Source organism: Paraburkholderia sp. GAS82 (genome assembly GCF_050436285.1).
GTDB classification, from domain to species: Bacteria; Pseudomonadota; Gammaproteobacteria; order Burkholderiales; family Burkholderiaceae; genus Paraburkholderia; species Paraburkholderia phenazinium_B.
Window position 1 is genome coordinate 1,082,304 of the sequence record NZ_JBNDLX010000001.1, and the last position, 20,778, is coordinate 1,103,081.

Genomic DNA, 20,778 nt, shown 5'->3' on the forward strand with positions numbered 1-20,778 from the left:
GTTCATCGACTATCGAGCAAATCTTGCCTTAGGAAATAGAAAAACTTTCGGATGGGATGGTTAGCGTCCCCAACTATCCTCGGAGGAGCATGAGCGGATACGCCATCGCCCGAAGGTCCTGTTAATCTTCCGTAAGCACATCGTATGCATGATTTTTGATCGGTACCTTGCATAAACAAATAGAGGCTGATACTGTCACGCCCAGTTGCAACAGGCGTTTCGGCCCGGCTCATGTATTATGCATAGCAAGGTTCCTTGTTATGCATTATTCCTCCGGACATAGATGAAAACGCAGTTGAAGAAAGGGGCGCTCGATATGTGCGTGCTGGCTGTTCTGGCCCGCGGGGATAGTTACGCCTATGAACTGGCATCGACACTCTCGCTTGCGATGGAGGTGGGCGAGGGCACGATCTATCCGTTGATGCGGCGTCTGCAGGCCGAGGCGTGGGTGTCGACCTATACGGTCGAATCGGCCTCGGGACCGCCGCGCAAGTATTACTCGCTGACCGGCATCGGCCGTCGCCGGTTACTCGAAATGCGGGCGGAATGGCGCAGTTTTGTCGACGAGGTTCAAGGCGTCCTGGGGCAGTAAGGCGGCGCGGTAGCGGAGAACGGTTAAAGGATCCTGGGTATCGGGATCCGGTCGTTTTTCATTCAGTCAAAAAAAGTAAAAGCGAGCAGGTGATATGGTTCTTTTCGCGTGTTCTGATAAGTACGGGCGAGTTTCGCTGCGCCCAGCTTCATGCCTCGCTGCGATGCTGCTCCTGTTGGCGTTAGGTGGCTGCGGCAAACATCTGGCCGGCGGCGCGGGCGACGCCGCATCTGCAACCGAAGTCGGCGTTCTGGTCATGACGCCGCAAAAAATCGTCGAGCGGACCGAGTTGTCAGGACGCCTGTCTGCCCTCAATGTGGCCGACGTGCGTCCGCAGATTTCCGGCATCGTGCAAAAGCGTCTGTTTACCGAAGGCGCTGAGGTAACGGCTGGCCAGCCGCTCTATCAGATCGATCCGGCGATGTATCAGGCCACCTATGATCAGGCCCGGGGTGTACTCGCGAAAGCCGAGGCCACGTTGTCGGACGCCAAGGCGAAGTCGAGCCGCTTTGCGGAACTGGTCAAGATTAACGGCGTCAGCAAGCAGGATTACGACGACGCCATCGCCGTCGTCAACGAAGATCAGGCTGACGTGCTGGCTGATCGCGCGTCGCTCGAATCCGCGCGCATCAATCTCGGCTATACGCGCATCACGAGTCCGATCTCGGGACAGATCGGCGTGTCCAGCGTGACCGCCGGCGCCCTCGTCACCGCGGAGCAAACTACGGCGCTCGCCACGGTCCAGACAATCGACCGCATGTATCTCGACGTGACCCGTCCGAGCGTCGACTGGTTAAGACTCCGAAAGGAGTTCAATGCTGGCCGTCTCAAGCAGGCGGGTAACCAGGGCGCAACCGTGCATATCGTCATGGAGGACGGTTCCGACTATCCGCAGCCGGGGACGCTGGCCTTCTCGGACATCACCGTCGATCAGACTACCGGCTCGGTCATTTTGCGTGTGGTCGTGCCCAATCCGGAGCACGAACTGTTGCCGGGCATGTTCGTGCGGGCCGAGCTGGAAGAGGGCGTCGACGAGCAGGCCATGCTGGTTCCGCAACTGGCCGTCACGCGGACCGCGGACGGCCGGGCGACGGTGTGGGTGGCCGGTCACGATGGCAAGGCCTATGAGGCGCCCGTCAAGGCCGATACGGCCTACGGCGACCGGTGGATCGTTTCGCAGGGCCTGAAGGCCGGCGATCGGGTGGTGATTAGCGGAGCCAGCCAGCTTCAGGATGGCGCGCCGGTCAAGGTGACCGACACCCAGGCTTCTAACGCTCCCGCGGCTAGCAGTGCAGCCGTACACAGTTAAGCGGGGACGAAATGGCACGTTTTTTCATCGATAGGCCGGTACTGGCCTGGGTCATCGCGCTCGTCATCATGATCGCTGGCGTGCTGGCGCTGCGCACGATGCCGATCGAACAATATCCGTCGGTCGCTCCTCCCGTGATCCAGATCGTGGCGACCTATCCGGGCGCCTCGGCCGATACGGTGGCGGCCAACGTCACGCAGGTGATCGAGCAGAGTCTGAGCGGCATCGACCATCTGCTCTATATGTCGTCCACCAGCAGCAATGCGGGCCAGGCCACGATCTCACTGACGCTCGATCCGGGGGCCAACCCCGACATCGCGCAGATGCAGGTGCAAAACAAGGTGAGCCAGGTGTCCGCGTTGTTGCCGCTGGTGGTCGAGCAGCAGGGCATCAACATTTCCAAGGCAAGCAGCAGTTTCCTGATGGTGGTGTCGCTGTCTTCGCGAAGCGGACGGCTAAACTCGATCGAACTCGGCAATCTGCTGGCGAGTCAGTTGCAGGACCCTATCACCGAAATCAACGGCGTCGGCGGTGTGAACCTGTTCTCCCCGCAGCACGCGATGCGCATCTGGCTGAACCCGATCAAGCTGCATAGCTTCGGTTTGACGGCGAGCGATGTGACGACCGCGATCGCCAACCAGAACGTCGAGACCTCGGTTGGCGAACTGGGCGGGACGCCGGCGACCGCGTCCCAGGCGATCAACGCGACGATCACCGCATCGAGCCTGATGCGCACTGCTGACCAGTTCGGCGACATCCTGCTGCGCGTCAATAGCAGCGGCGCCAAGGTGCGGTTGAAGGACGTTGCCCGCGTCGAGGTTGGCGGCGACACCTACGACATCGTGTCCCGCATGGGCGGCAGGCCGGCCGCAGCGCTTGCCATCGAGCTGGCCACAGGCGCCAACGCGATGGCGGTGGCGACGGCCGTGCGCGCACGCGTGGACGAGCTGAAACCGCAACTACCCGCGGACGTCGACGTCGACTACCCGTTCGACACGACACCGTTCGTGAAGATCTCGATTGTGGACGTCATGAAGACCCTGATCGAATCGGTGGTCCTCGTGTTTCTCGTCATGCTGGTTTTCCTGCGCAGTGTGCGCACCACGCTGATTCCGGCCGTGGTGATTCCGATTGCGCTGCTTGGCACCTGTATCGTGCTTTGGGTCGCCGGCATGTCGCTCAACGTGCTCTCGATGTTCGCCGTGGTGCTTGCGATCGGCTTGCTGGTGGACGACGCCATCGTGGTGGTCGAGAACGTCGACCGGATGATGCGCGAGGAAGGTCTGGGGCCGCGCGAAGCGACACGCAAGGCCATGAAGCAGATCACCGGCGCACTGATTGGGATCACGACCGTGCTGACCGCGGTGTTTATTCCGATGGCCTTTTTCTCCGGGGCGACCGGAGGCATTTACCGTCAGTTCTCCGTCACGATCGTAGCGGCGATGGTGCTTTCGTTGCTGCTGGCGCTCACCTTGACGCCCGCCTTATGCGCCACGTTGCTCAAGCCGGTCAGTGCCGGCGATGCCGCTCACAGCGGGCGGATTGCCCGCTTTATCGAGCATGGCATCGAACGTTACCGCGGCTGGCTGGCTGCTTTTCTCGCGCGCCCGCTGCGCTTCCTGTTTCTTTTCGTCGTGATCGTCGCGGCGCTCGCCTGGCTCATGAGTGGGCTGCCCACATCCTATCTGCCCGACGAGGATCAAGGGGTCGTGGTGGTGCTGGTGTCGACGCCGGTCGGCACGCCGCTGTCCGTGACGGACCGCACGGTCAGGCTCGCTGAGGACTACTTTCTGCATCATGAACCAGGCACCGACAAGGTACTGGCGATCGACGGATTCAGCTTCAATGGACAAGGCCAGAACAATGCGATCCTGTTTGTCAGCCTGAAGGACTGGAGTCAGCGTGACGGCGCCGATCAGCAGGCGCATGCAATCCTGAACCGCGCAAATGCCCATTTCGCCTCTTTGCGCGACGCACAGGTATTTGCTGTGAACCTGCCGGCGATTCCTAGCCTCGGCAACCAGAGCGGCCTCGATTTCGAGGTCGAGGATCGGGCGGGGCTGGGACACGAGCGGCTGCTTCAGGCTCGCAACATGTTGATGGGTCTCGCCGCAAAAAATTCCGCACTGGCGATGACGCATCCGGCCGGACTGGATGACACGCCGCAGTTCCATGTCGATATCGATCGTGAGAAGGCCAGCGCGCTTGGTCTGTCGATCGCCGACATCAACAACACGCTCGAAATCGCCTTCGGTTCGTCCTACGTGAACAACTACATCGACACGGGGCGAATCCAGCGCGTGTTCGTGCAGGCTGATGCACCGTACCGGATGATGCCGGACGATATCGGGCAATGGTATGTGCGTACCGCCGCGGCGGACGGAGCTGTTTTGGTCTCCGGTTCCGGACCGAGCAATTTCGATGGCCAGATGGTGCCGTTTTCTGCCTTCTCGACCACCCGCTGGACTTTCGGGTCGCCGCAGATCGAGCGCTACAACCATATGCTGGCGATGGAAATGACCGCGCAGACAGGGCCGGGCGCAAGTACCGGCGACGCGATGAAGGCGATCGGGAAAATTGCCACGCAACTACCCAAGGGGTTTTCCGTGGAATGGACCGGCCAATCCTATCAGGAGGTCCTGTCCAACTCGCAGTCGCTGTATCTCTACGGCATTTCGATCGTGATCGTGTTCCTGTGTCTGGCCGGCCTGTATGAAAGCTGGGGCATGCCATTCGCGGTCCTGCTGGTGGTGCCGCTCGGCGCATTGGGCGCAGTGCTTGCCGTGACGCTGCGGGGCATGCCCAACGATATTTACTTCAAGGTAGGACTGCTCACGACGATAGGCCTCGCCACCAAGAATGCAATTCTGATCATCGAATTCGCCAAGGAGCTGCATGAACAGGGCCGCGATCTGATGGATGCGGCACTCGAAGCGGCGCGCTTGCGGGTCAAGCCGATCCTGATGACCTCGATTGCATTCGTGTTCGGCGTATTGCCGCTGGTTTTCAGTGGCGGTGCCGGCGCCGAGAGCCGGCGCGCGATCGGCACGGCAGTGACGGGCGGCATGCTTGGCGCGACGCTGCTGGCAGTCTTTTACGTGCCGCTCTTCTTTATTCTGGTGCGCAAGGTATTCAAGGAGCGCAAGTTGCATCCCGACACGACGAACCCGGCGGAGACCGAGCAATGAAGCGGCATATTCTTGGCAGCGTGTTATGCGTCATCAGCCTGTGCTCCTGCACCCTGGAGCCCGCCTACACGCGCCCGCCTTCGCCAGTGGCGGCGGCCTGGACGGACGCGGCGGGCGTGGCGGCTAGTGCGTCAGCCTCCGGGGCCGGCGTGGCTGCGCAATCCCCTGCGCCTCTCGCAGCAGACGTGGATTGGCACACCTTCTTCCAGGATCCCGCGCTGCAGAATCTGATCGCGCTGGCGCTTGAAAACAATCGCGACATGCGGGTGGCTGCGCTGAAGGTGGCCCAATACGAGGCACAATACCGCATCGCTCGTTCGGCACTCCTGCCGACAATCGATGCAACAGGAGCGGTGGACAACTATCGCGAGATCGGCGTCACCACGAAAGACAGCAGCGTGACGCTTGGCGAGACTTCCTGGGAGGTCGATTTCTTCGGGCGTTTACGCAGCCTCAAGCATCAGGCGCTCGAGCAATATCTGGCGACAGACGCCTCGCAGACCAGCACACGCATCAGCCTGATTGCGACCGTCGCAACCGATTATTTTCAGTGGCTGACCGATCAATCGCTGCTCGAGGTGGCGACAGCAACAGCCGAAGCCGACCGGCAAACCTATCAGGTGAATCTGCAAAGCGAGCGGATCGGTACGGCCTCAATGCAGGATGTGCGGCAGGCTGAGTCCGAGTATGCAAGCGTGCGTTCGAGCCTGATCGCCGACCAGCGTGCAGTGGCGCAGGACTTCAACAATCTGGTGGCGGTGATCGGCTGCCCGATTCCGGACGGACTGCTTCACAGCGAAGCGCTGGAAGCCTCGCAGTTGCCGCCGGTGAGTGCCGGTGTGCCGTCCGACCTGCTGACCCGGCGCCCCGACATCGTCGAAGCGGAACATACGCTGAAGGCCGCTAACGCGAACGTAGGCGCGGCCCGCGCGGCCTTCTTTCCATCCATCCAGCTGACGACGGCGGCAGGGACGTCCAGCACCGCGCTGTCAGGCCTGTTCAAGGCAGCGACCGGCGCATGGACCTTCGCACCTACGGTGACGCTGCCCATCTTCGATTACGGGAACAATCGGGCTACGCTCGACGCGGCGAAGATAGAGACACAGATCGAAGTCGCCAACTACGAAAAGGCGATTCAGACTGCCTTCAAGGAAGTGGCGAACGCGCTGGCCGGGCGCGCCACCTACGTGGACCAGGTGGCGGCGGATCGCGAGTACGTGGCGGCTTCGACGCACTACGACGATCTGGCGCAAGCCCGTTATCGCACGGGGACCGATAGTTTTCTGGTCCTGCTGGATGCCGAACGCACGTTGTATACGGCAAGGCAGCAACTGGTCAACGACCGCTTTGCAGAACTGAGCAATCTGATCACACTATACAAGGCCCTGGGTGGAGGCTGGAAGGCGTAGATACAGTTCGGGACCAACCGCGCAAACGCGGGACGAGTGCTGCTACGCGAGCGACGCGCTGTTCACCGCAGGCTCCGCTTCCAGCCTGAAGATCGACACGACCTCGCGCAGTGTGCTGGATTGTGCCGACACCGACTGCGCGGCGGCCGAAGCTTCTTCAACCAGCGCAGCGTTCTGCTGCGTCACCTGGTCCATCTGAGCCACGGCGATATTGACCTGTTCGATACCGGCATCCTGCTCTAGCGATGCCGCAGTAATCTCTCCCATCAGGTCGGAGACACGCTTGACCGCCTGGACGACTTCGTCCATGGTCGCGCCGGCTTCGTTGACGAGATTCGAACCAGCCTTCACACGCTCGACCGAGTGTGTAATGAGCTCCTTGATCTCCTTGGCAGCATGGGCACTTCGTTGTGCGAGGGTCCGCACTTCTGCAGCGACAACGGCAAAACCGCGCCCCTGGTCCCCCGCACGCGCCGCCTCGACCGATGCGTTGAGCGCGAGGATGTTGGTCTGAAAGGCGATACCCTCGATCACCGCGATGATATCGGTCACCTTGGCCGAGCTTTCGGATATCGTCTGCATGGTGCCGATTACGCGGCCCATGACGTCGCCACCACGCTGCGCGATATCGGACGCGTTTGCCGCGAGTGCGTTGCCTTGCCGGGCGCTTTCGGTGTTTTGCCGGACGGTGGAAGCCAGTTCCTCCATGCTTGCTGCGGTTTCCTCGAGCGACGCAGCCTGTTCTTCGGTCCGCTGGCTCAGATCGGCATTGCCCGCTGCGATTTGCGCAGCGCCCGTCGCAATGCTGTCACTGCCCGAACGCACCTGGCCTACCAGTTCAGCGAGTCTTTCGTTCATGTGTTTGAGCGCTCGCAGTAGCTGGCTCGTTTCGTCCTTGCCGCTCACTTCGATTTGCGAGGTGAGATCGCCTTGCGCGACCGTCTGGGCAATCTTCACGGACGAGCCAATGGGAACCGTAATGGAGCGGGTAATGACGAACGCAATCACGAGGCTCAACAGGATCGCTATTCCGGTCAGCGCGCCGGTAAACAGCGAGGCGCTGTGGAAGGCGTCCGCAGCCTGCTCACTGGAGTCGCTTGCGCCCTGACTATTCAGGGCAATATCCTGCGCGATGAGTGCGGTGACCTTGCTGAATGCGCTCGAAGACTCGCCCCCGGCGAATGAGCGGGCGTCGCTGAAATGTTCATCTCCGCTGTCGGAGAGCTCGTTTAACCGTTTGTCCAGCCCAAGGTAGGAGGTCCATGCTGCCTTGATCTGGTTCGAGAGTTGCAGTTCCTCGGCAGATCCGACCACCGCCTCGTACAGGGGCCACACCTGCGAAAGTTCTTTCAGCGCGGCGTCGTGTTTCGACCGCTGCGACTGACGCTCGGCGGAACTGGTGGCGATCAGATAACTAAGGGAAGCCTGGCGGACCTCGTCGGCGAGCGCCCGGATATCGCCCAGCCGCTGGACACTGGGAAGGAGATCGGTTGCGAGCTCCTGCGTGCCGTCGTAAATGCGGGAAGCCTGCGCGAGTCCAAGCGCGCCTACGAGGCATAGCAGGGCGAGCGTCGCGCCAAATCCGATTCCAAGGCGAACGCCTATCCTGAGGTGACCAATAGCCTTCACGATTTATCCTTTGCGTATGGGCTGCAACAGGCGTTGACTCCTTATCCGGTCAGCGCGTGCAACCCGTATTGATCTCGAGACCTGCTTTCCTGTGGCGTGGCTTGGCCTTAGGCTTGCCCCGCTACCACCGTAAGTAGAACGGAGCAAATACAGCACCCATGCCTGCGGTTAATACAACACCTAGTACGTACCAGATACCCCAGAACGGCACGGACATCTCCGAGGAATAAAGGCAATACACCAGCGAACCCTGCGCGCCGGCGAGCAGCCCAGCGCCGGCGCCCGCAAGTGCCAGGCGGGTCGGGGCCAGCCCCTTCATGGCGTGCATCACGGCTGCAAGCGGAGGCAAGGAAAGCAGAACGATATTGGCCGTGGTGACTCGCCATGTTGTGCCCAGCATCAGTTCCAGCCGATAGCCGCGCGGAGTCGCGAGCAGCATGAACGAAGCAACGAGCAGCACAGCAACGAAGGGCAGCGCAACCGCGAACCACGCCAGCTTGACGGGTACGCCGGGGTGTCCAAGACGCCCGGCGAGTTTCAACGCGGTGATGAGTATCGCGACCGGAAACGCGAGTCTTATCCAGAACATCGTCGTCAACAGCAATTGCGGCATGTCGCTGCGGATGCCGTAAATGACCACCAGCAAAGCCGTGCTGCCGGCAAGACCCACGCTCAGCGACCGGTTGAGCCGTTTCGAAACGGCGTCCGGATCGATCGTCGTCAGACGCTCGGTCAGCCTGAGTATCAGATCTGAAGTTCTCATGGTGTCCAATGGAGAACAGCCCAACGATTCGATGAAAACTTCGGGTCAGGGCCTGAACGACCTGTCACCCAGCAGATAGTCGATGGATATGCGGCCCGGTCCCCAGGCGGCGATGGCCAGTGCCATGGCCACCCACGTGAGATGGATCGGCCAGCCTTCCGGGACGGTCAGTTCGATGATGCATGTCATCAGTATCAGGCCGGCGGCGGCGAACCGGGTTCCGAAGCCCAGCACGAGCAATACCGGGAACGTTACCTCGCCGCAGCCCGACAGGAACGCAAAAACCGCAGGGGCGGGAAACGGATAGGGGCCGCCAGGGAGATGCAACTGGAACTCCTGCGTGAACAGGTCGATTGCCGTGTCGTTCAGTTGCAGGAAGCCGTGCCACTTAAGGATGCCTGACTTCCAGAAAGGAACGGCGAGCGCAATCCGAAGCACGAGCTGCACGAGCCACGGTTGCGCGAGATGTTGTATGAACCTCTTCGCCATGACAATCGCGGATATCACCGCACCTGGAAATGGCGGTTTTGCCTGTTGGGTGTCGGACGTCATTTGGGTCAATCTCCATGTTGAACGGCGGAAAATACGCCCGCCGAGATCATCCCTGCCAGGTTGGCATGGAGATCGAAGGAAGGGGCTTCTTCAAACGCAGACGTGACTGCTTCGCCGAGTGACTCGCCCGCGAGAAGAGCGATCAGGAACGCGGCACCTCCCGCCGGCAGGCGGGAAACGATGACGTCGTATCCCGGCCGCGTCACGAGCGCATCTTCAGGTTCGCTCGAATGCACCGCAGAAACAGGACCGTCAGTGCGATTCATCGCGAAGATCGCGACGGCTGGATAGACCGAACGCACGATCTGCGCCGCGGGATGCGGCCTGAAACGCAACCCGGCCAGCGCCGCGGGCTCGATACTTCCGAACGCCTCGGTAGCGAGTGCAGGCAGGTCGGCCGCGTGATAGGCATCAAGCCACGCGCGCTCGATGCGCGCCGTGTCTGCAAGCCACGGCATGTCACGGGCGTATTCGTACGATTCGATGAACGCAGGAAAGTCGCGCCCATACTCGAACAGTAGCGGCGAAGCGGGAGGCGTCGCGCGGATATGGAAACGGGCCATGGCCCTGAAGAAGTCGACGCCGGTAATTCTCTGCACAGCGGGGTAGACGGCGGCCAATGCATCGATAAGGCTGACCGTCACGTTGTTGCGATAGACGTTATAGCGCTTGACCACACGCTTCCCCGCTGCGGCGATCAGGTCTTCAGGCGCCGCGATCGCTGGGTCAATCAGTCCCGGTGCAAACGCTGCGGCGTACCGGAGCGAACGGTTTTCAGGCTGCATGGCTGAGCTCCTGCGCAGTAGCATGCGTACGGGGACGGCGGCCGCGCCCGTCGGGTCCGAGATGCGTCGTTCGGGTGAAATCGGTCATGGCCGCCTCCTGTCCTGTGCTGGCTTTTGCGGTCGGGAGGATCAGGACTTCAGCGGAGTCAGCGAGCCGTGGCCGCCACCGGGCACCTGGATATTCGTGCAGGTGCCGCCCTGAACGAACTTCCATGAGTTGCCCTGGAAATCCATCGCGGACGTACCCTGACAGGTGGTGCCGGGACCGGCGGCGCAGTCGTTCTGACCTTTCAGGGCGACGCCGTAGCACTTTTCCTTGTGAGCGGCGACAGCGGCGCTAGCTTCCGCGCTGGTGAGCGGTGCTGCATGGGCGGCCGAAGCGAGCAGGCTTGCGACGACGCCGGCGAGCAGGGTGGAGCTGACAGTGGCTTTGGCGGACATGGAAATTCTCCAGAAGTTGAAATAGAGGAGTACCCGTGCTGGATACGTCATCTAATTCGTGATCTGGAGGTGTCCGGTTACAGGGAAAATTTATTTTTTTGCATTCGACGCTACGGCGCTACGGTGCGACGAAAACAGGCGGCCCGATCAACCAGCCGGCAGAGCATTCCCGGTGCCGTTAGAGAAGACGGAAGTGCACCTGTCCGTCAGCCTGTATCGCCGCCCGCGACCGGCAGCACCGTACCGGTGATATAGCTCGCCTCGTCCGAAGCGAGAAACAGAATGGGCGCGACCTGTTCGTCGATGCTGCCGTAGCGCTTCAAAAAGGTCGAGTCGGTAACCTGCTTCACCGCATCGCCCATCCAGACTTTTTCCTGCTCGCTGTCGCCGGCCAGATTGCGAGGAACACGCCGGGGAGGCGCGTCGGTCCCGCCAGGCGCAGTAGCGACGACGCGGATGTTGTGCTCCGCGTATTCCATTGCCAGCGACTGCGTCATCGCGTTGACACCACCCTTGGCCGCCGAATACGGTACGCGGCGGATACCCCGCGTGGCGTTCGATGAAACATTGACAATGGTTCCGCTACCGCGCGTAAGCAGGTGAGGCAGCACAGCATGGCAGGCGTACAGCGTCGGCATGAGTGAGCGGCGAATTTCCGCGTCAATCTGTGCGGGTTCGAACTCGGCGAACGGACGCATGCGAATCGCACCGCCGACACCGTTGACCAGAATATCGATGCCGCCAAACTGCCGCGCCGCAAAAGCCATCGCAGATGCGGCGCCCTCATACGTTTCGAGGTCGGCAACGAATCCCGCCGTGTCAGCGCCGTTCGCTTCGGCGGCCACTTCGCAGACGAAGTCGGCGCGGTCGACGAACAGCACCTTGCCGCCCTCGGCGGCCGCACGAAGTGCCACAGCGCGACCAATGCCCTGTGCTGCACCGGTGACCACCAGGACCTTGCCGGCAAATCGTTGCGTGCTCATGGGGTCGCCGATGCTGCGTTCGGCGTGAACTTCTCGTAGTAGAAGCTGTTGGGCTTCATGCCGTTGTCGTCGAAATACTTGCGGACTGCATCGACCATCGGCGGTGGCCCACACAGGTAGACGTCGACATCGCCATCGTTCAAGGCCTCTGCCGGGATGTGCTGCGTCACCCAGCCCTTGCGGGGATGGGCCGAGTCCGTGCTGGCCACGACGGTGCTGTAGGTGAAATTCGGCAACTTTTCCAGGTACGATTCAATGGCATCGACCTGCACCAGGTCGAGATCCCGCGTCGCGCCATAAATGAGGTGAACCTTCTGTTGCGTATCGGCGCGCGCCAGCACTTCCAGCATCGACAGAAACGGCGCCAGGCCCGTACCGCCGGCGAGGAACAACAACGGGCGCTGCACGGCACGCAGATAGAAACTGCCAAGCGGCCCGGTCAGCTCCACCTTGTTGCCTGGCTGTGCCGATTCGAGCCAGGTGCTCATCACGCCATTGGGGATCTTTTTGATCAGAAAACTAATTCTTGATTCACCGGGCGCCGACGAAAAGGAATACGAACGATGGAGGCCGCTGCCGGGAACATCGATATTGACGTACTGGCCCGGCAGAAATGCCGGTGCCGTTGCCTCTACCTCGAGTTCGAGAACGACGGCAGCATCGTTGTGCTGCTCGACCTTCGATACCGTCGCGGCGAACCGGCTCTGCCCGGTCTTGCAGGCATGGGACGATGCTGGTACCGCAATCACGCAGTCACCTTGCGGCACCATCTGGCAGGTGAGGACGAGACCGCTGTTCTTCTCGTCGTCGCTCAGAGCGTCCTCGATATAATCGTCGCCCAGATCGTATTGGCCGCTTTCGGCGCGGCACTTGCAGGTGCCGCACACGCCATCGGAGCAATCCATCGGCAGGTTGATCCTCGCGCGAAAGGCCGCATCGAGCACCTTTTCGCCGGCATTGCATTCCACGAAACGGGTCACGCCGTCCTCGAAATTCAGGGCAATGTTGTAGCTGGACATGTTGTCTCCTTCATTTCCCACCCGTCCCGACATGCCAATCAAACGTGATAGATGTCGAGCACCTGGCGGATATAGTCGTTTTTCAGCACGATTCTCTTGCTGGAAATCAGCAGGTCGTCATTGGCCTTTCGCAAGGTGACGAACATCGTGCCGAAAAAATGGTCGGTGGTTTTGTAGCGGTGATTGAGCGTGTTGAAGTTGTAGCGCACATCGACTTCATTGCCACGTTCGGCCATCACTTCCACATTCGTCACGCTGTGGCTGGTGCGCGGTTCAGGCATCGATGCACCGCTGCGCTCGGTCTTGATGCGGAACACGCGGTCTTCAAGGCCACCCCGATCCGGGTAATACATCAGTGAGATCTGGCTCTCGTGGTCATCGGTAAGCTGGTCGTCGTCGTCCCATGCCGGCATCCAGTAGGAGACGTCCTCCGCGTAGCAGGCCAGCCACTCGTCCCACTGACGGTCATCGAGCAGACGCGCTTCACGGTACAGGGTGGCGCAGATTGTCTGGTAGTCGAAATTCATGTCAGCGCCTCCTCTTGCTCCTTCTTCAGTGCCTGGTTCATCGCTTGCACCCAGTATTCGTGCTGGCACACAAAGAGCCCCTCGTCCTCACTACGCTCGCCTGAAACAAGCGGCTTGAGACCCATGCTCCGGGCATTCTCGTCCGGGCCGTCGACCCACAACGGCGCGCCGCGCGAAAGGTCGTTCCACAACGCAGCGGTCCCGGCATAACCGGCCTGGCACGCGCGAAATTCTTCGAGGTCATCTGCGGTGCCCATTCCCGTGACGTTGAAGAAGTCCTCGTACTGGCGGATCCGCGTAGCGCGTTCGGCAGCACTTTCACCCTTCGGCGCAAAACAGAAGATGGTGACTTCGGTCTTGTCCACGGCGAGCGGGCGCACTACGCGAATCTGCGTACTGAACTGGTCCATCAGAAACACGTTCGGATACAGGCACAGGTTCCGGGTCTGGCCGACGATGAATTTCGCCTTCGCTTCACCGATGCGCGCCGCGATTTCTTCGCGATGCTGGTAGACGGGGCGCACTTCGGGATTCATCGTGTTGGTCCACAGCAGGATGTGGCCATGTTCGAACCCGTACACGCCCGCTACCGATTTGCTCCAGCCGTTCGCATCCACTGCCTTGGTTCCATCGACCTTGCGCCGGTCCATCGTCGCGGCGTAGTTCCAGTGCACCGTGCTGACGTGGTAGCCGTCACAGCCGTTCTCCATTTGCATCTTCCAGTTACCGTCGTAGATGTACGAGGAGTTGCCGCGCAGTACTTCGAGTCCGTCTGGCGCCTGGTCGACGATCTGGTCGATGATGATCCTGGTCTCTCCGAGGTAGTCCTCCAGCGGCAAAACGTCCGCGTTAAGGCTGCCGAAAAGGAAGCCGCGATAGTTCTGAAAACGAGCGACTTTTTTCAGGTCATGCGAGCCATTGGTATTGAATTGCACCGGATATTCGGTGGTCTTCGCATCCTTCACCTTCAGCAGCTTGCCTGTATTGGAGAAACTCCAGCCGTGGAATGGACAGGTGAAGCTGCCTTTATTGCCATGCTTTCGTCTGCACAGCATCGCACCCTTGTGCGCGCAGGCGTTGATGACGGCGTGCAGTTCACCGCTCTTGTCGCGGGTGACAACCACGGGCTGACGGCCAACCCACGTGGTGTAGTAATCGTTGTGGTTGGGAATCTGGCTTTCGTGCGCCAGGTACACCCAATTGTTCTCGAAGATGTGTTTCATCTCGAGCTCGAACAGATCGGCGTTGGTGAAGATGTCGCGCCGGCAACGGAATACGCCACTTCCTTTGTCCTCCTGAACCGCGGTGTGCAGCAACTCATCCAGCTGTCTGGCTTTGTCGATGATGGCTGACATGTGTGCTCCTCTATGCGTGCTCCAGGCGAAGGACAATCTGGTTGTCCTTGCTCTGAATGTTTTTTGCCGGGTTAACCCTTGATGCAAGGTGACCCAGAATGCCTGAAAGGTATAATCGGGTTCCGAAACGCCCTATGAATGCAGATTAATGGACGCCAAAAGGCACCGTCCAACACTGATTGGGTATCGGGCTATATCCTGGAGGTATAGAGATGGAGTTGCGACACCTTCGCTATTTCGTGGCCGTTGCCGAGGAGCGCAATTTCACGCGTGCGGCGCAGCGGCTGCATATCGCCCAGCCGCCATTGAGTCGTCAGATACAACAACTGGAAGAGATCCTTGGCGTGCAGCTATTCGAGCGCAACTCGCGTCCGCTGAAGCTGACGGAGACGGGCAAGTTCTTCTATTCCCACGCAGTGCAGGTGCTGGCTCAGACAGCCGAACTGGAATCCATGACGAGGCGCGTGGGCAACATCGAGCGCAGCCTTTCGGTCGGTTTTGTGGGTTCGACGTTGTATGGAATGCTGCCGAAAATCATCCGTCGCTTCCGCGACGAGAACACGACCGTCGAACTCAGTCTTCACGAGATGTCGACGATGGACCAGTTCAGAGCGCTGAAAGACGGCGTAATCGATATCGGATTTGGGCGTATCCGTCATGAGGATGCGAATATCCGCCGGGTGATTCTTCGTGAGGAGAAGATGATTGTGGCGCTGCCCGAGGGGCATCCACTTTCTCTCGTCAAGCCAGCCCTCGCGCTTGGAGATCTGGTCAACGAGACGCTGATTATTTTCCCCAAGGCGCCGCGACCCAGCTATGCAGACCAGGTGCTTTCGGCCTTCCACGACCGTGCGCTCAAGCCGCGCCGGATATACGAAGTACGGGAGCTACAGATTGCACTGGGTCTCGTAGCCGCGGGGGAAGGAATTGCTGTCGTTCCCAGCAGCGTATATGGCCTCAAGCGTGACGACGTGAGCTACAAGGAACTGGACGACCCCACGCTTGTATCACCAATCATAATGAGCATGCGTGCGCTGGACGAGTCGCGTGACATTCGGGAAATGCTTGAGCTTGTCTACCGGCTGTACGATGAACAACAGATACCCCATGTACCGCGTACCGACTGGGGGCGGTAACGCGTACGAGAGGCACCGACGATTTTCAGCCGCCATGGCCAGGCGCTTCCGCGAGTGACGTCTCGTGTTCGACGATGATCTGCCGGACGGTCATGGCCTGATCTCGCAACACAGGCCAGGCAGGAAGGTTGCTGTCCCATTCGATCAGCGTCGGCCTCGGTCCAGTACGCGATACGACATCCCTATACAGATTCCAGACGGGCTCGGGAATAGCGCGGTCGTGGCTATCTATCAGCAGCAGTTCGTTTTCGTCGTCGCGTTGCTCGCTATGTCCGGCCAGATGTATTTCGCCCACCTGATCAAGCGGCAATTCGTCGAGGTACGCCGCGGCTGCAAAGCCGTGATTGGTTGCCGAGACAAAAACGTTATTGATGTCCAGCAGCAAGCCGCAACCGGTGCGTTGAACGACGCTGCAGATGAAATCGGTTTCGCTCATCGTCGACGACGCGAAAGCGACATAGGTCGACGGATTCTCAAGAAGGATGGGGCGTTTGATGGCGTCCTGCACCTGCTCGATGTGTTCGCACACGTGCTCGAGCGTTTCTTTTGCGTACGGCAAAGGCAGCAGGTCGTTAAAAAACTGGCCGCCATGTGAGGACCATGCGAGGTGCTCCGACACCAGCGCGGGTTCGTAGCGTGCAACCAGATCGCGAAAGCGCGCGAGATGAGCCGCATCCAGCGCGCCAGGGCCGCCGATCGACATGCAGACACCGTGGATCGAGAGCGGATATTGCTCGCGGATCGCAGCAAGCAGCCGATGCGGCGGACCGCCAGCCCCCATATAGTTTTCTGCGTGGACTTCGAAGAAGCCGTCTTTTAGTCCGTCCGCGAAAATATCGGCAAGATGTTCGTGCTTGAAACTGGTGCCGACAACGTGCTGCGCGGCGGCCGGTGCATGGGGAGGACGGCCGCGCCCGTCGGGTCCGGGTTGCGTCGTTCGGGGGAAATCGGTCATGGCCGCCTCCTGTCCTGTTCTGGCTTTTGCGGTCTGGAGGATCAGGACTTCAGCGGAGTCAGCGAGCCGTGGCCGCCACCGGGCACCTGGATATTCGTGCAGGTGCCGCCCTGAACGAACTTCCATGAGTTGCCCTGGAAATCCATCGCGGACGTACCTTGGCAGGTGGTGCCGGGACCGGCAGCGCAGTCGTTCTGACCTTTGAGCGCGACCCCGTAGCACTTTTCCTTGTGAGCGGCGACAGCGGCGCTAGCTTCCGCACTGGTGAGCGGTGCTGCATGGGCGGCCGAAGCGAGCAGGCTTGCGACGACGCCGGCGAGCAGGGTGGAGCTGACAGTGGCTTTGGCGGACATGGAAATTCTCCAGAAGTTGAAATAGAGGAGTACCCGTGCTGGATACGCCATCTAATTCGTGCGCTGGAGGTGTCCGGTTACAGGGAAACTTTATTTTTTTGCATTCGGCGCTACGGTGCGACGAAAGCAGGCGGCCCGATCAACGAGCCGGCAGAGCATTCCCGGTGCCGATTACCGTCGCCTACCACCGAAGCAGTTTGGGGCCCAGAACGGCCCCGAGCGCGACTGGAAGCAGCATGCCGGCCACGTACCAGACGCTCCAGAACGCGGGGCTCATTTCGGGGCAATGAAAGCAGTACGCGACCGTGGCGGTCGAACTCGCCAGCAGGCCAGAGATGGCGGCAGCCAATCGTAGCCGGGTAGGAGCCAGTCCCTTGACCGCCCAGAAGATGGCGATGAAACCCGGAACGGACAGCAGAAGGATATTGAATGGGCAGGTGCGCCAGGTCTGCCCGAGTATCACCGGCAAGCGGTATTGCGGCGCGGTACTGACGACGACCACCATTGCGGCAATCCAGACGATGACCACCGGCGTCACCATGACAGGCCATCCGGCTCCAACCCTGGCGCCGGGGCGCGCCAGCCGCACGGTCGCAACCAGGGCGCCGATTGCAACGCATAGCGGGAACGCGAGCTTTTCCCAGAAGATCGCGGTTTTGACGATGGCGCCCAGATCGGGGCGAATGCCAAATACCGTAGCCATCAATAGCGTCGCGCCAATAGCGGCGAGCGGCAGGGCGATGCCGAACCGACGGCCCGCAGTGCCACCTTTTACGGGCGTGATGCCGGTCGAGAGCAGTCCGACGAGATCATCCGTTCTCATGCGATTCTCCGGACGTATGTGGCCAGAGCCTTGAGCCCCCTGTGGATGCTGACCTTGACGGCCGACTCCGATAGCCCCGTCAACCGGGAGGCCTCCGCAACCGAAAGTCCCTGCAGCTTGACGTGCACGATCGAGAGCCGCTGCTTGTCCGGCAGGTGGTCCAGCAGTTTCCCGATATCGCGGCGGGCGTCGGCCGGTTCGTCGTCGACCTCGGCGAAAATGTCATCGTGCTCGTCAAGGGGCGTGTGCAACGACTCCCGTCGCGCACGCGTTCTGAAGAAATCCATAAGTTTATAACGCGCGATCGCGTGGACCCACGCGGTGAGCGGCTCATCCGGACGGTACGTATGACGTGCATTATGCACGGCTAGCAGGATTTCCTGAACGAGATCCTCGACGTCGTCGTGAAGTTGCGGAATCCGCTTGCGAAGAAAGCCTCGCAGGTGACGCGTCAGTTCGGACAGGAATGCGCGGTACTGCGATGCGTCGCCTGCAAGGCCCGCGACAAACAATGTTCTCAGACGCTCCTCTGCGGAGTACACGGTCATGATGTTCCTGTGCCTTGCGTTCTCAGGCCGCCAGATGGATGCGTGATGGCTGTGGTGTGATGGCAAAGGAGCTTCGCCATTACATCAGGTTATTTTAGATCGGATGATTTAGAATATCGCAATGTATGTGACGTTGCAATCGCGACCGGCGTGACGCGACACGATGGCTGGAGGGAGCATGGTCCGACCACGGGAATTCGATGAAAATGAGGTCCTCGATGCCGCCGCCCACCAGTTCTGGGTCTATGGCTACGAGGCGACTACTGTGCGGGATCTCGCTCAGTGCATGGGAATAACGGGGGCAAGTCTTTACAACGCGTTTGGGGACAAACGCTCGTTGTTCGAGCGGGCGTTGACACACTACATTGCAAGAAGCTTCGGCGACCGGGTGTCGAGATTCGAGGTCAACCTGCCGCCGCTCGATGCCATCAAGGCGTTCTTTCGGGAGATTGTCGAACGCTCGGTTAGCGACAGGGATCGTAAGGGATGCCTGCTGGTGAATTCGGCGCTCGAGGTCGCGCCACACGACGCGGGCTTTCAGGCGACGATCGCCAACGTGCTGGTGGCCGTAGAAGCGTTTTTCCGGCGCTGTGTGCACGCCGGCCAGCAGGCCGGCGAGATTTCGACTGCACAGTCTGCCGACGATCTTGCGCGGTTGCTGCTGGGCGTTCATCTCGGCATACGGGTGCTTGCCCGGACCAGGCCGGACCGTGCGCTGCTGGAGGGAGTCGTGCGGCCGGCGCTGGCGCTGCTCGAGGTGGGAGCGGCGAGCCGTCAATGAGCGGGGCGGATCGCCGTTCCATGCCAGGAACGTTGGCAACGTAGTTGGCAGCACTCCGGCGCCTGAAACCGCGCGATCGATGACATGCTTCATGTCCTCGATCACGGAGATGTTGTCGTTGACGCACAAGCGCGACATCATCGCGAAGCAGTGAGTGGCATGGCAATTGGAGCGAGCGGATGGATTTCGATGTGATCGTGCTGGGAGCCGGAATGGTTGGCGTGTCGAGCGCGCTGCATCTGCAGGATCGCGGACGCCGCGTGGCACTCGTCGACCGGCGCGGCCCGGGTGAGGAGACCAGCTTCGGCAATGCCGGGCTGATCGAAAGTTCGTCTGTGGTCCCGTACGCCTTTCCACGCCATCCCGCTACGCTGCTGCGCTATCTGCGCAATCAATCGACGGACCTTTACTGGGACTACAAGGCGCTGCCGACGTTTGCGTCGTGGCTCGCGCGCTTCTGGTGGGAGTCGTCCCCGAGCCGCCTCGAAGCTGCTGCGCGTGACATGTTTCCGTTGATCCGGCGAAGCGTCGTCGAACACGATGCGTTGATCGCACGCGCAGGCCTTGCCAGCCTCGTGCATCACGGCGGCTGGCTCGAGGCATTCCGTACGGAGGCAGAATTTGAACGGCAATCCGCAGTAGCCGAAGCGAAAGCGCGTACCCATGGATTGCGCGTGACACCGCTCGATGCCGCCGCACTCCAGGCGCGCGAATGCGGTCTTGCGCCGGGATTCAGTGGCGCGTTGCATTGGCAAGATCCGGCGAGCGTTGCCAACCCCGGCGCATTGACGAAGGGTTACGCGCGACTGTTCGAGGAAGGTGGCGGCCAGCTTTTGACCGGCGAGGCGACCACGCTGCGCCAGCAGGCCGACGCATGGACCGTGCAGACATCGCAAGGCATGATCAGCGCAGGGGAGGTTGTAGTAGCCCTCGGACCGTGGTCCGACAAGATTTTCGCACCGCTCGGTTATCGCATACCGCTGCGGGCGAAGCGCGGTTATCACATGCATTACGAGGCCACCCGGGCAATGCTTTCCGTGCCGCTTGTCGACACGGAGAAAGGCTATGTGATCGCACCCATGCAAGGACGCCTGCGGTTGACGACCGGCGTGGAGATCGCCCGACGTGAGGCAGCGCCGACGGGCATTCAACTGGGTCGGGCGGAGCAGATTGCCCGACCCATCTTCGGCCTCGGCCGGCGGCTGGACAACGCGCCCTGGCTTGGTCTGCGTCCCTGTACGCCGGATATGCGGCCGGTTATCGGAGCGGCGCCTCGCCATCGCGGGCTCTGGTTCTCGTTTGGTCACAACCATCACGGGTTGACACTCGGCCCCGTGTCAGGCCGCCTGCTGGCGGAAATGATGACTGGCGCAACGCCTGTTGCCGATCCCTATCCGTTTCGTCCCGAGCGATTCCGGTAGGCGACATAGAGGCAGCCGACCCAGGAATGAGGGTGAGTTGCCTTTCTCCTGGCGACATGGCGGAACCTAGTCCGGAAGTGCATCGCTAATAGTTAGCAAAGCTAACCAGCCCAGGAAGCCACCAGGGTATTGAACGTCTGAGCATTACGGCAATGGAAAAGATGACCCTCTCCAGCCACAGCGCAGCTATGGCGGCGGCGCTAAACACG

The 20,778-nt window shown here is 60.8% G+C and carries 20 protein-coding genes; 7 read left to right on the top strand and 13 right to left on the bottom strand.

The genetic code is table 11. The annotated features are described in order from the left end of the window. Window positions 1-283: 283 nt before the first annotated feature. From P3T17_RS04720 to P3T17_RS04735, 4 genes are all read left to right on the top strand, one after another. Complete coding sequence (locus tag P3T17_RS04720; protein ID WP_429404997.1) at window positions 284-592, top strand: PadR family transcriptional regulator; 309 nt, start codon at window positions 284-286, stop codon at window positions 590-592. A 163-nt stretch (window positions 593-755) separates the two neighbouring features. Next, window positions 756-1,901, top strand: a complete 1,146-nt coding sequence (locus tag P3T17_RS04725) for an efflux RND transporter periplasmic adaptor subunit (protein WP_429404998.1) — start codon at window positions 756-758, stop codon at window positions 1,899-1,901. A gap of 11 nt (window positions 1,902-1,912) precedes the next feature. Continuing rightward, the gene (locus P3T17_RS04730; RefSeq protein WP_429405000.1) at window positions 1,913-5,089 is read left to right on the top strand and encodes an efflux RND transporter permease subunit; all 3,177 of its coding nucleotides are present in this window, start codon (window positions 1,913-1,915) and stop codon (window positions 5,087-5,089) included. Next, complete coding sequence (locus P3T17_RS04735; RefSeq protein WP_429405002.1) at window positions 5,086-6,498, top strand: efflux transporter outer membrane subunit; 1,413 nt, start codon at window positions 5,086-5,088, stop codon at window positions 6,496-6,498. The genes P3T17_RS04730 and P3T17_RS04735 overlap by 4 nt, the downstream gene beginning before the upstream one ends. Before the next feature lie 42 nt (window positions 6,499-6,540). On the opposite strand, the gene P3T17_RS04740 is transcribed toward P3T17_RS04735, so the two are convergent. The 9 genes from P3T17_RS04740 to P3T17_RS04780 all read right to left on the bottom strand — a co-directional run bounded on the left by P3T17_RS04740 (window position 6,541) and on the right by P3T17_RS04780 (window position 14,552). Next, the gene (locus tag P3T17_RS04740) at window positions 6,541-8,127 is read right to left on the bottom strand and encodes a methyl-accepting chemotaxis protein (RefSeq protein ID WP_429405004.1); all 1,587 of its coding nucleotides are present in this window, start codon (window positions 8,125-8,127) and stop codon (window positions 6,541-6,543) included. Window positions 8,128-8,248: 121 nt separating this feature from the next. Then, window positions 8,249-8,890: a DUF1109 domain-containing protein gene (locus P3T17_RS04745; RefSeq protein ID WP_429405007.1), complete on the bottom strand. Its 642-nt coding sequence runs from the start codon at window positions 8,888-8,890 to the stop codon at window positions 8,249-8,251. 45 nt (window positions 8,891-8,935) lie between these two features. Next, the gene (locus P3T17_RS04750) at window positions 8,936-9,379 is read right to left on the bottom strand and encodes a DoxX family protein (protein WP_429405510.1); all 444 of its coding nucleotides are present in this window, start codon (window positions 9,377-9,379) and stop codon (window positions 8,936-8,938) included. Window positions 9,380-9,447: 68 nt separating this feature from the next. Further along, complete coding sequence (locus P3T17_RS04755; protein WP_429405009.1) at window positions 9,448-10,227, bottom strand: HvfC/BufC family peptide modification chaperone; 780 nt, start codon at window positions 10,225-10,227, stop codon at window positions 9,448-9,450. A 129-nt stretch (window positions 10,228-10,356) separates the two neighbouring features. Next, on the bottom strand, window positions 10,357-10,668 hold the full coding sequence (locus P3T17_RS04760) for a BufA1 family periplasmic bufferin-type metallophore (protein ID WP_074264537.1): 312 nt from the start codon (window positions 10,666-10,668) through the stop codon (window positions 10,357-10,359). Between the two features lie 206 nt (window positions 10,669-10,874). Then, window positions 10,875-11,651: a benzoate diol dehydrogenase BenD gene (gene benD / locus P3T17_RS04765; RefSeq protein WP_074264538.1), complete on the bottom strand. Its 777-nt coding sequence runs from the start codon at window positions 11,649-11,651 to the stop codon at window positions 10,875-10,877. Next, window positions 11,648-12,670: a benzoate 1,2-dioxygenase electron transfer component BenC gene (gene benC / locus P3T17_RS04770; protein WP_429405010.1), complete on the bottom strand. Its 1,023-nt coding sequence runs from the start codon at window positions 12,668-12,670 to the stop codon at window positions 11,648-11,650. The genes benD and benC overlap by 4 nt, the downstream gene beginning before the upstream one ends. A gap of 38 nt (window positions 12,671-12,708) precedes the next feature. Beyond that, a complete protein-coding gene (gene benB / locus P3T17_RS04775; protein ID WP_429405012.1) occupies window positions 12,709-13,197 on the bottom strand; it encodes a benzoate 1,2-dioxygenase small subunit in 489 nt (162 codons plus the stop codon). Continuing rightward, complete coding sequence (locus tag P3T17_RS04780; RefSeq protein ID WP_429405014.1) at window positions 13,194-14,552, bottom strand: Rieske 2Fe-2S domain-containing protein; 1,359 nt, start codon at window positions 14,550-14,552, stop codon at window positions 13,194-13,196. The genes benB and P3T17_RS04780 overlap by 4 nt, the downstream gene beginning before the upstream one ends. Before the next feature lie 212 nt (window positions 14,553-14,764). Between P3T17_RS04780 and P3T17_RS04785 the strand changes: the two genes are divergently transcribed. Beyond that, a complete protein-coding gene (locus P3T17_RS04785) occupies window positions 14,765-15,688 on the top strand; it encodes a LysR family transcriptional regulator (protein WP_429405512.1) in 924 nt (307 codons plus the stop codon). 25 nt (window positions 15,689-15,713) lie between these two features. Here the strand turns inward: P3T17_RS04785 and bufB are convergent, their stop codons facing one another. The 4 genes from bufB to P3T17_RS04805 form a co-directional block, all read right to left on the bottom strand. Further along, window positions 15,714-16,643 carry an MNIO family bufferin maturase gene (gene bufB / locus P3T17_RS04790; RefSeq protein ID WP_429405015.1) on the bottom strand — a complete coding sequence of 310 codons (930 nt, stop codon included), beginning with the start codon at window positions 16,641-16,643 and terminating at the stop codon, window positions 15,714-15,716. A gap of 41 nt (window positions 16,644-16,684) precedes the next feature. Beyond that, the gene (locus tag P3T17_RS04795; RefSeq protein WP_074264537.1) at window positions 16,685-16,996 is read right to left on the bottom strand and encodes a BufA1 family periplasmic bufferin-type metallophore; all 312 of its coding nucleotides are present in this window, start codon (window positions 16,994-16,996) and stop codon (window positions 16,685-16,687) included. Window positions 16,997-17,177: 181 nt separating this feature from the next. Next, on the bottom strand, window positions 17,178-17,819 hold the full coding sequence (locus tag P3T17_RS04800; protein ID WP_429405017.1) for a DUF1109 domain-containing protein: 642 nt from the start codon (window positions 17,817-17,819) through the stop codon (window positions 17,178-17,180). After that, window positions 17,816-18,367 carry a sigma-70 family RNA polymerase sigma factor gene (locus P3T17_RS04805; protein ID WP_429405019.1) on the bottom strand — a complete coding sequence of 184 codons (552 nt, stop codon included), beginning with the start codon at window positions 18,365-18,367 and terminating at the stop codon, window positions 17,816-17,818. The genes P3T17_RS04800 and P3T17_RS04805 overlap by 4 nt, the downstream gene beginning before the upstream one ends. A 178-nt stretch (window positions 18,368-18,545) precedes the next feature. On the opposite strand from P3T17_RS04805, the gene P3T17_RS04810 reads away from it, so the two are divergent. Both P3T17_RS04810 and P3T17_RS04815 read left to right on the top strand, forming a co-directional pair. Then, the gene (locus tag P3T17_RS04810; RefSeq protein ID WP_429405021.1) at window positions 18,546-19,148 is read left to right on the top strand and encodes a TetR/AcrR family transcriptional regulator; all 603 of its coding nucleotides are present in this window, start codon (window positions 18,546-18,548) and stop codon (window positions 19,146-19,148) included. A 179-nt stretch (window positions 19,149-19,327) separates the two neighbouring features. Continuing rightward, entirely contained in the window at window positions 19,328-20,569 is a 1,242-nt protein-coding gene (locus tag P3T17_RS04815; protein ID WP_429405022.1) for an NAD(P)/FAD-dependent oxidoreductase, read from the top strand. Window positions 20,570-20,778 lie beyond the last annotated feature (209 nt).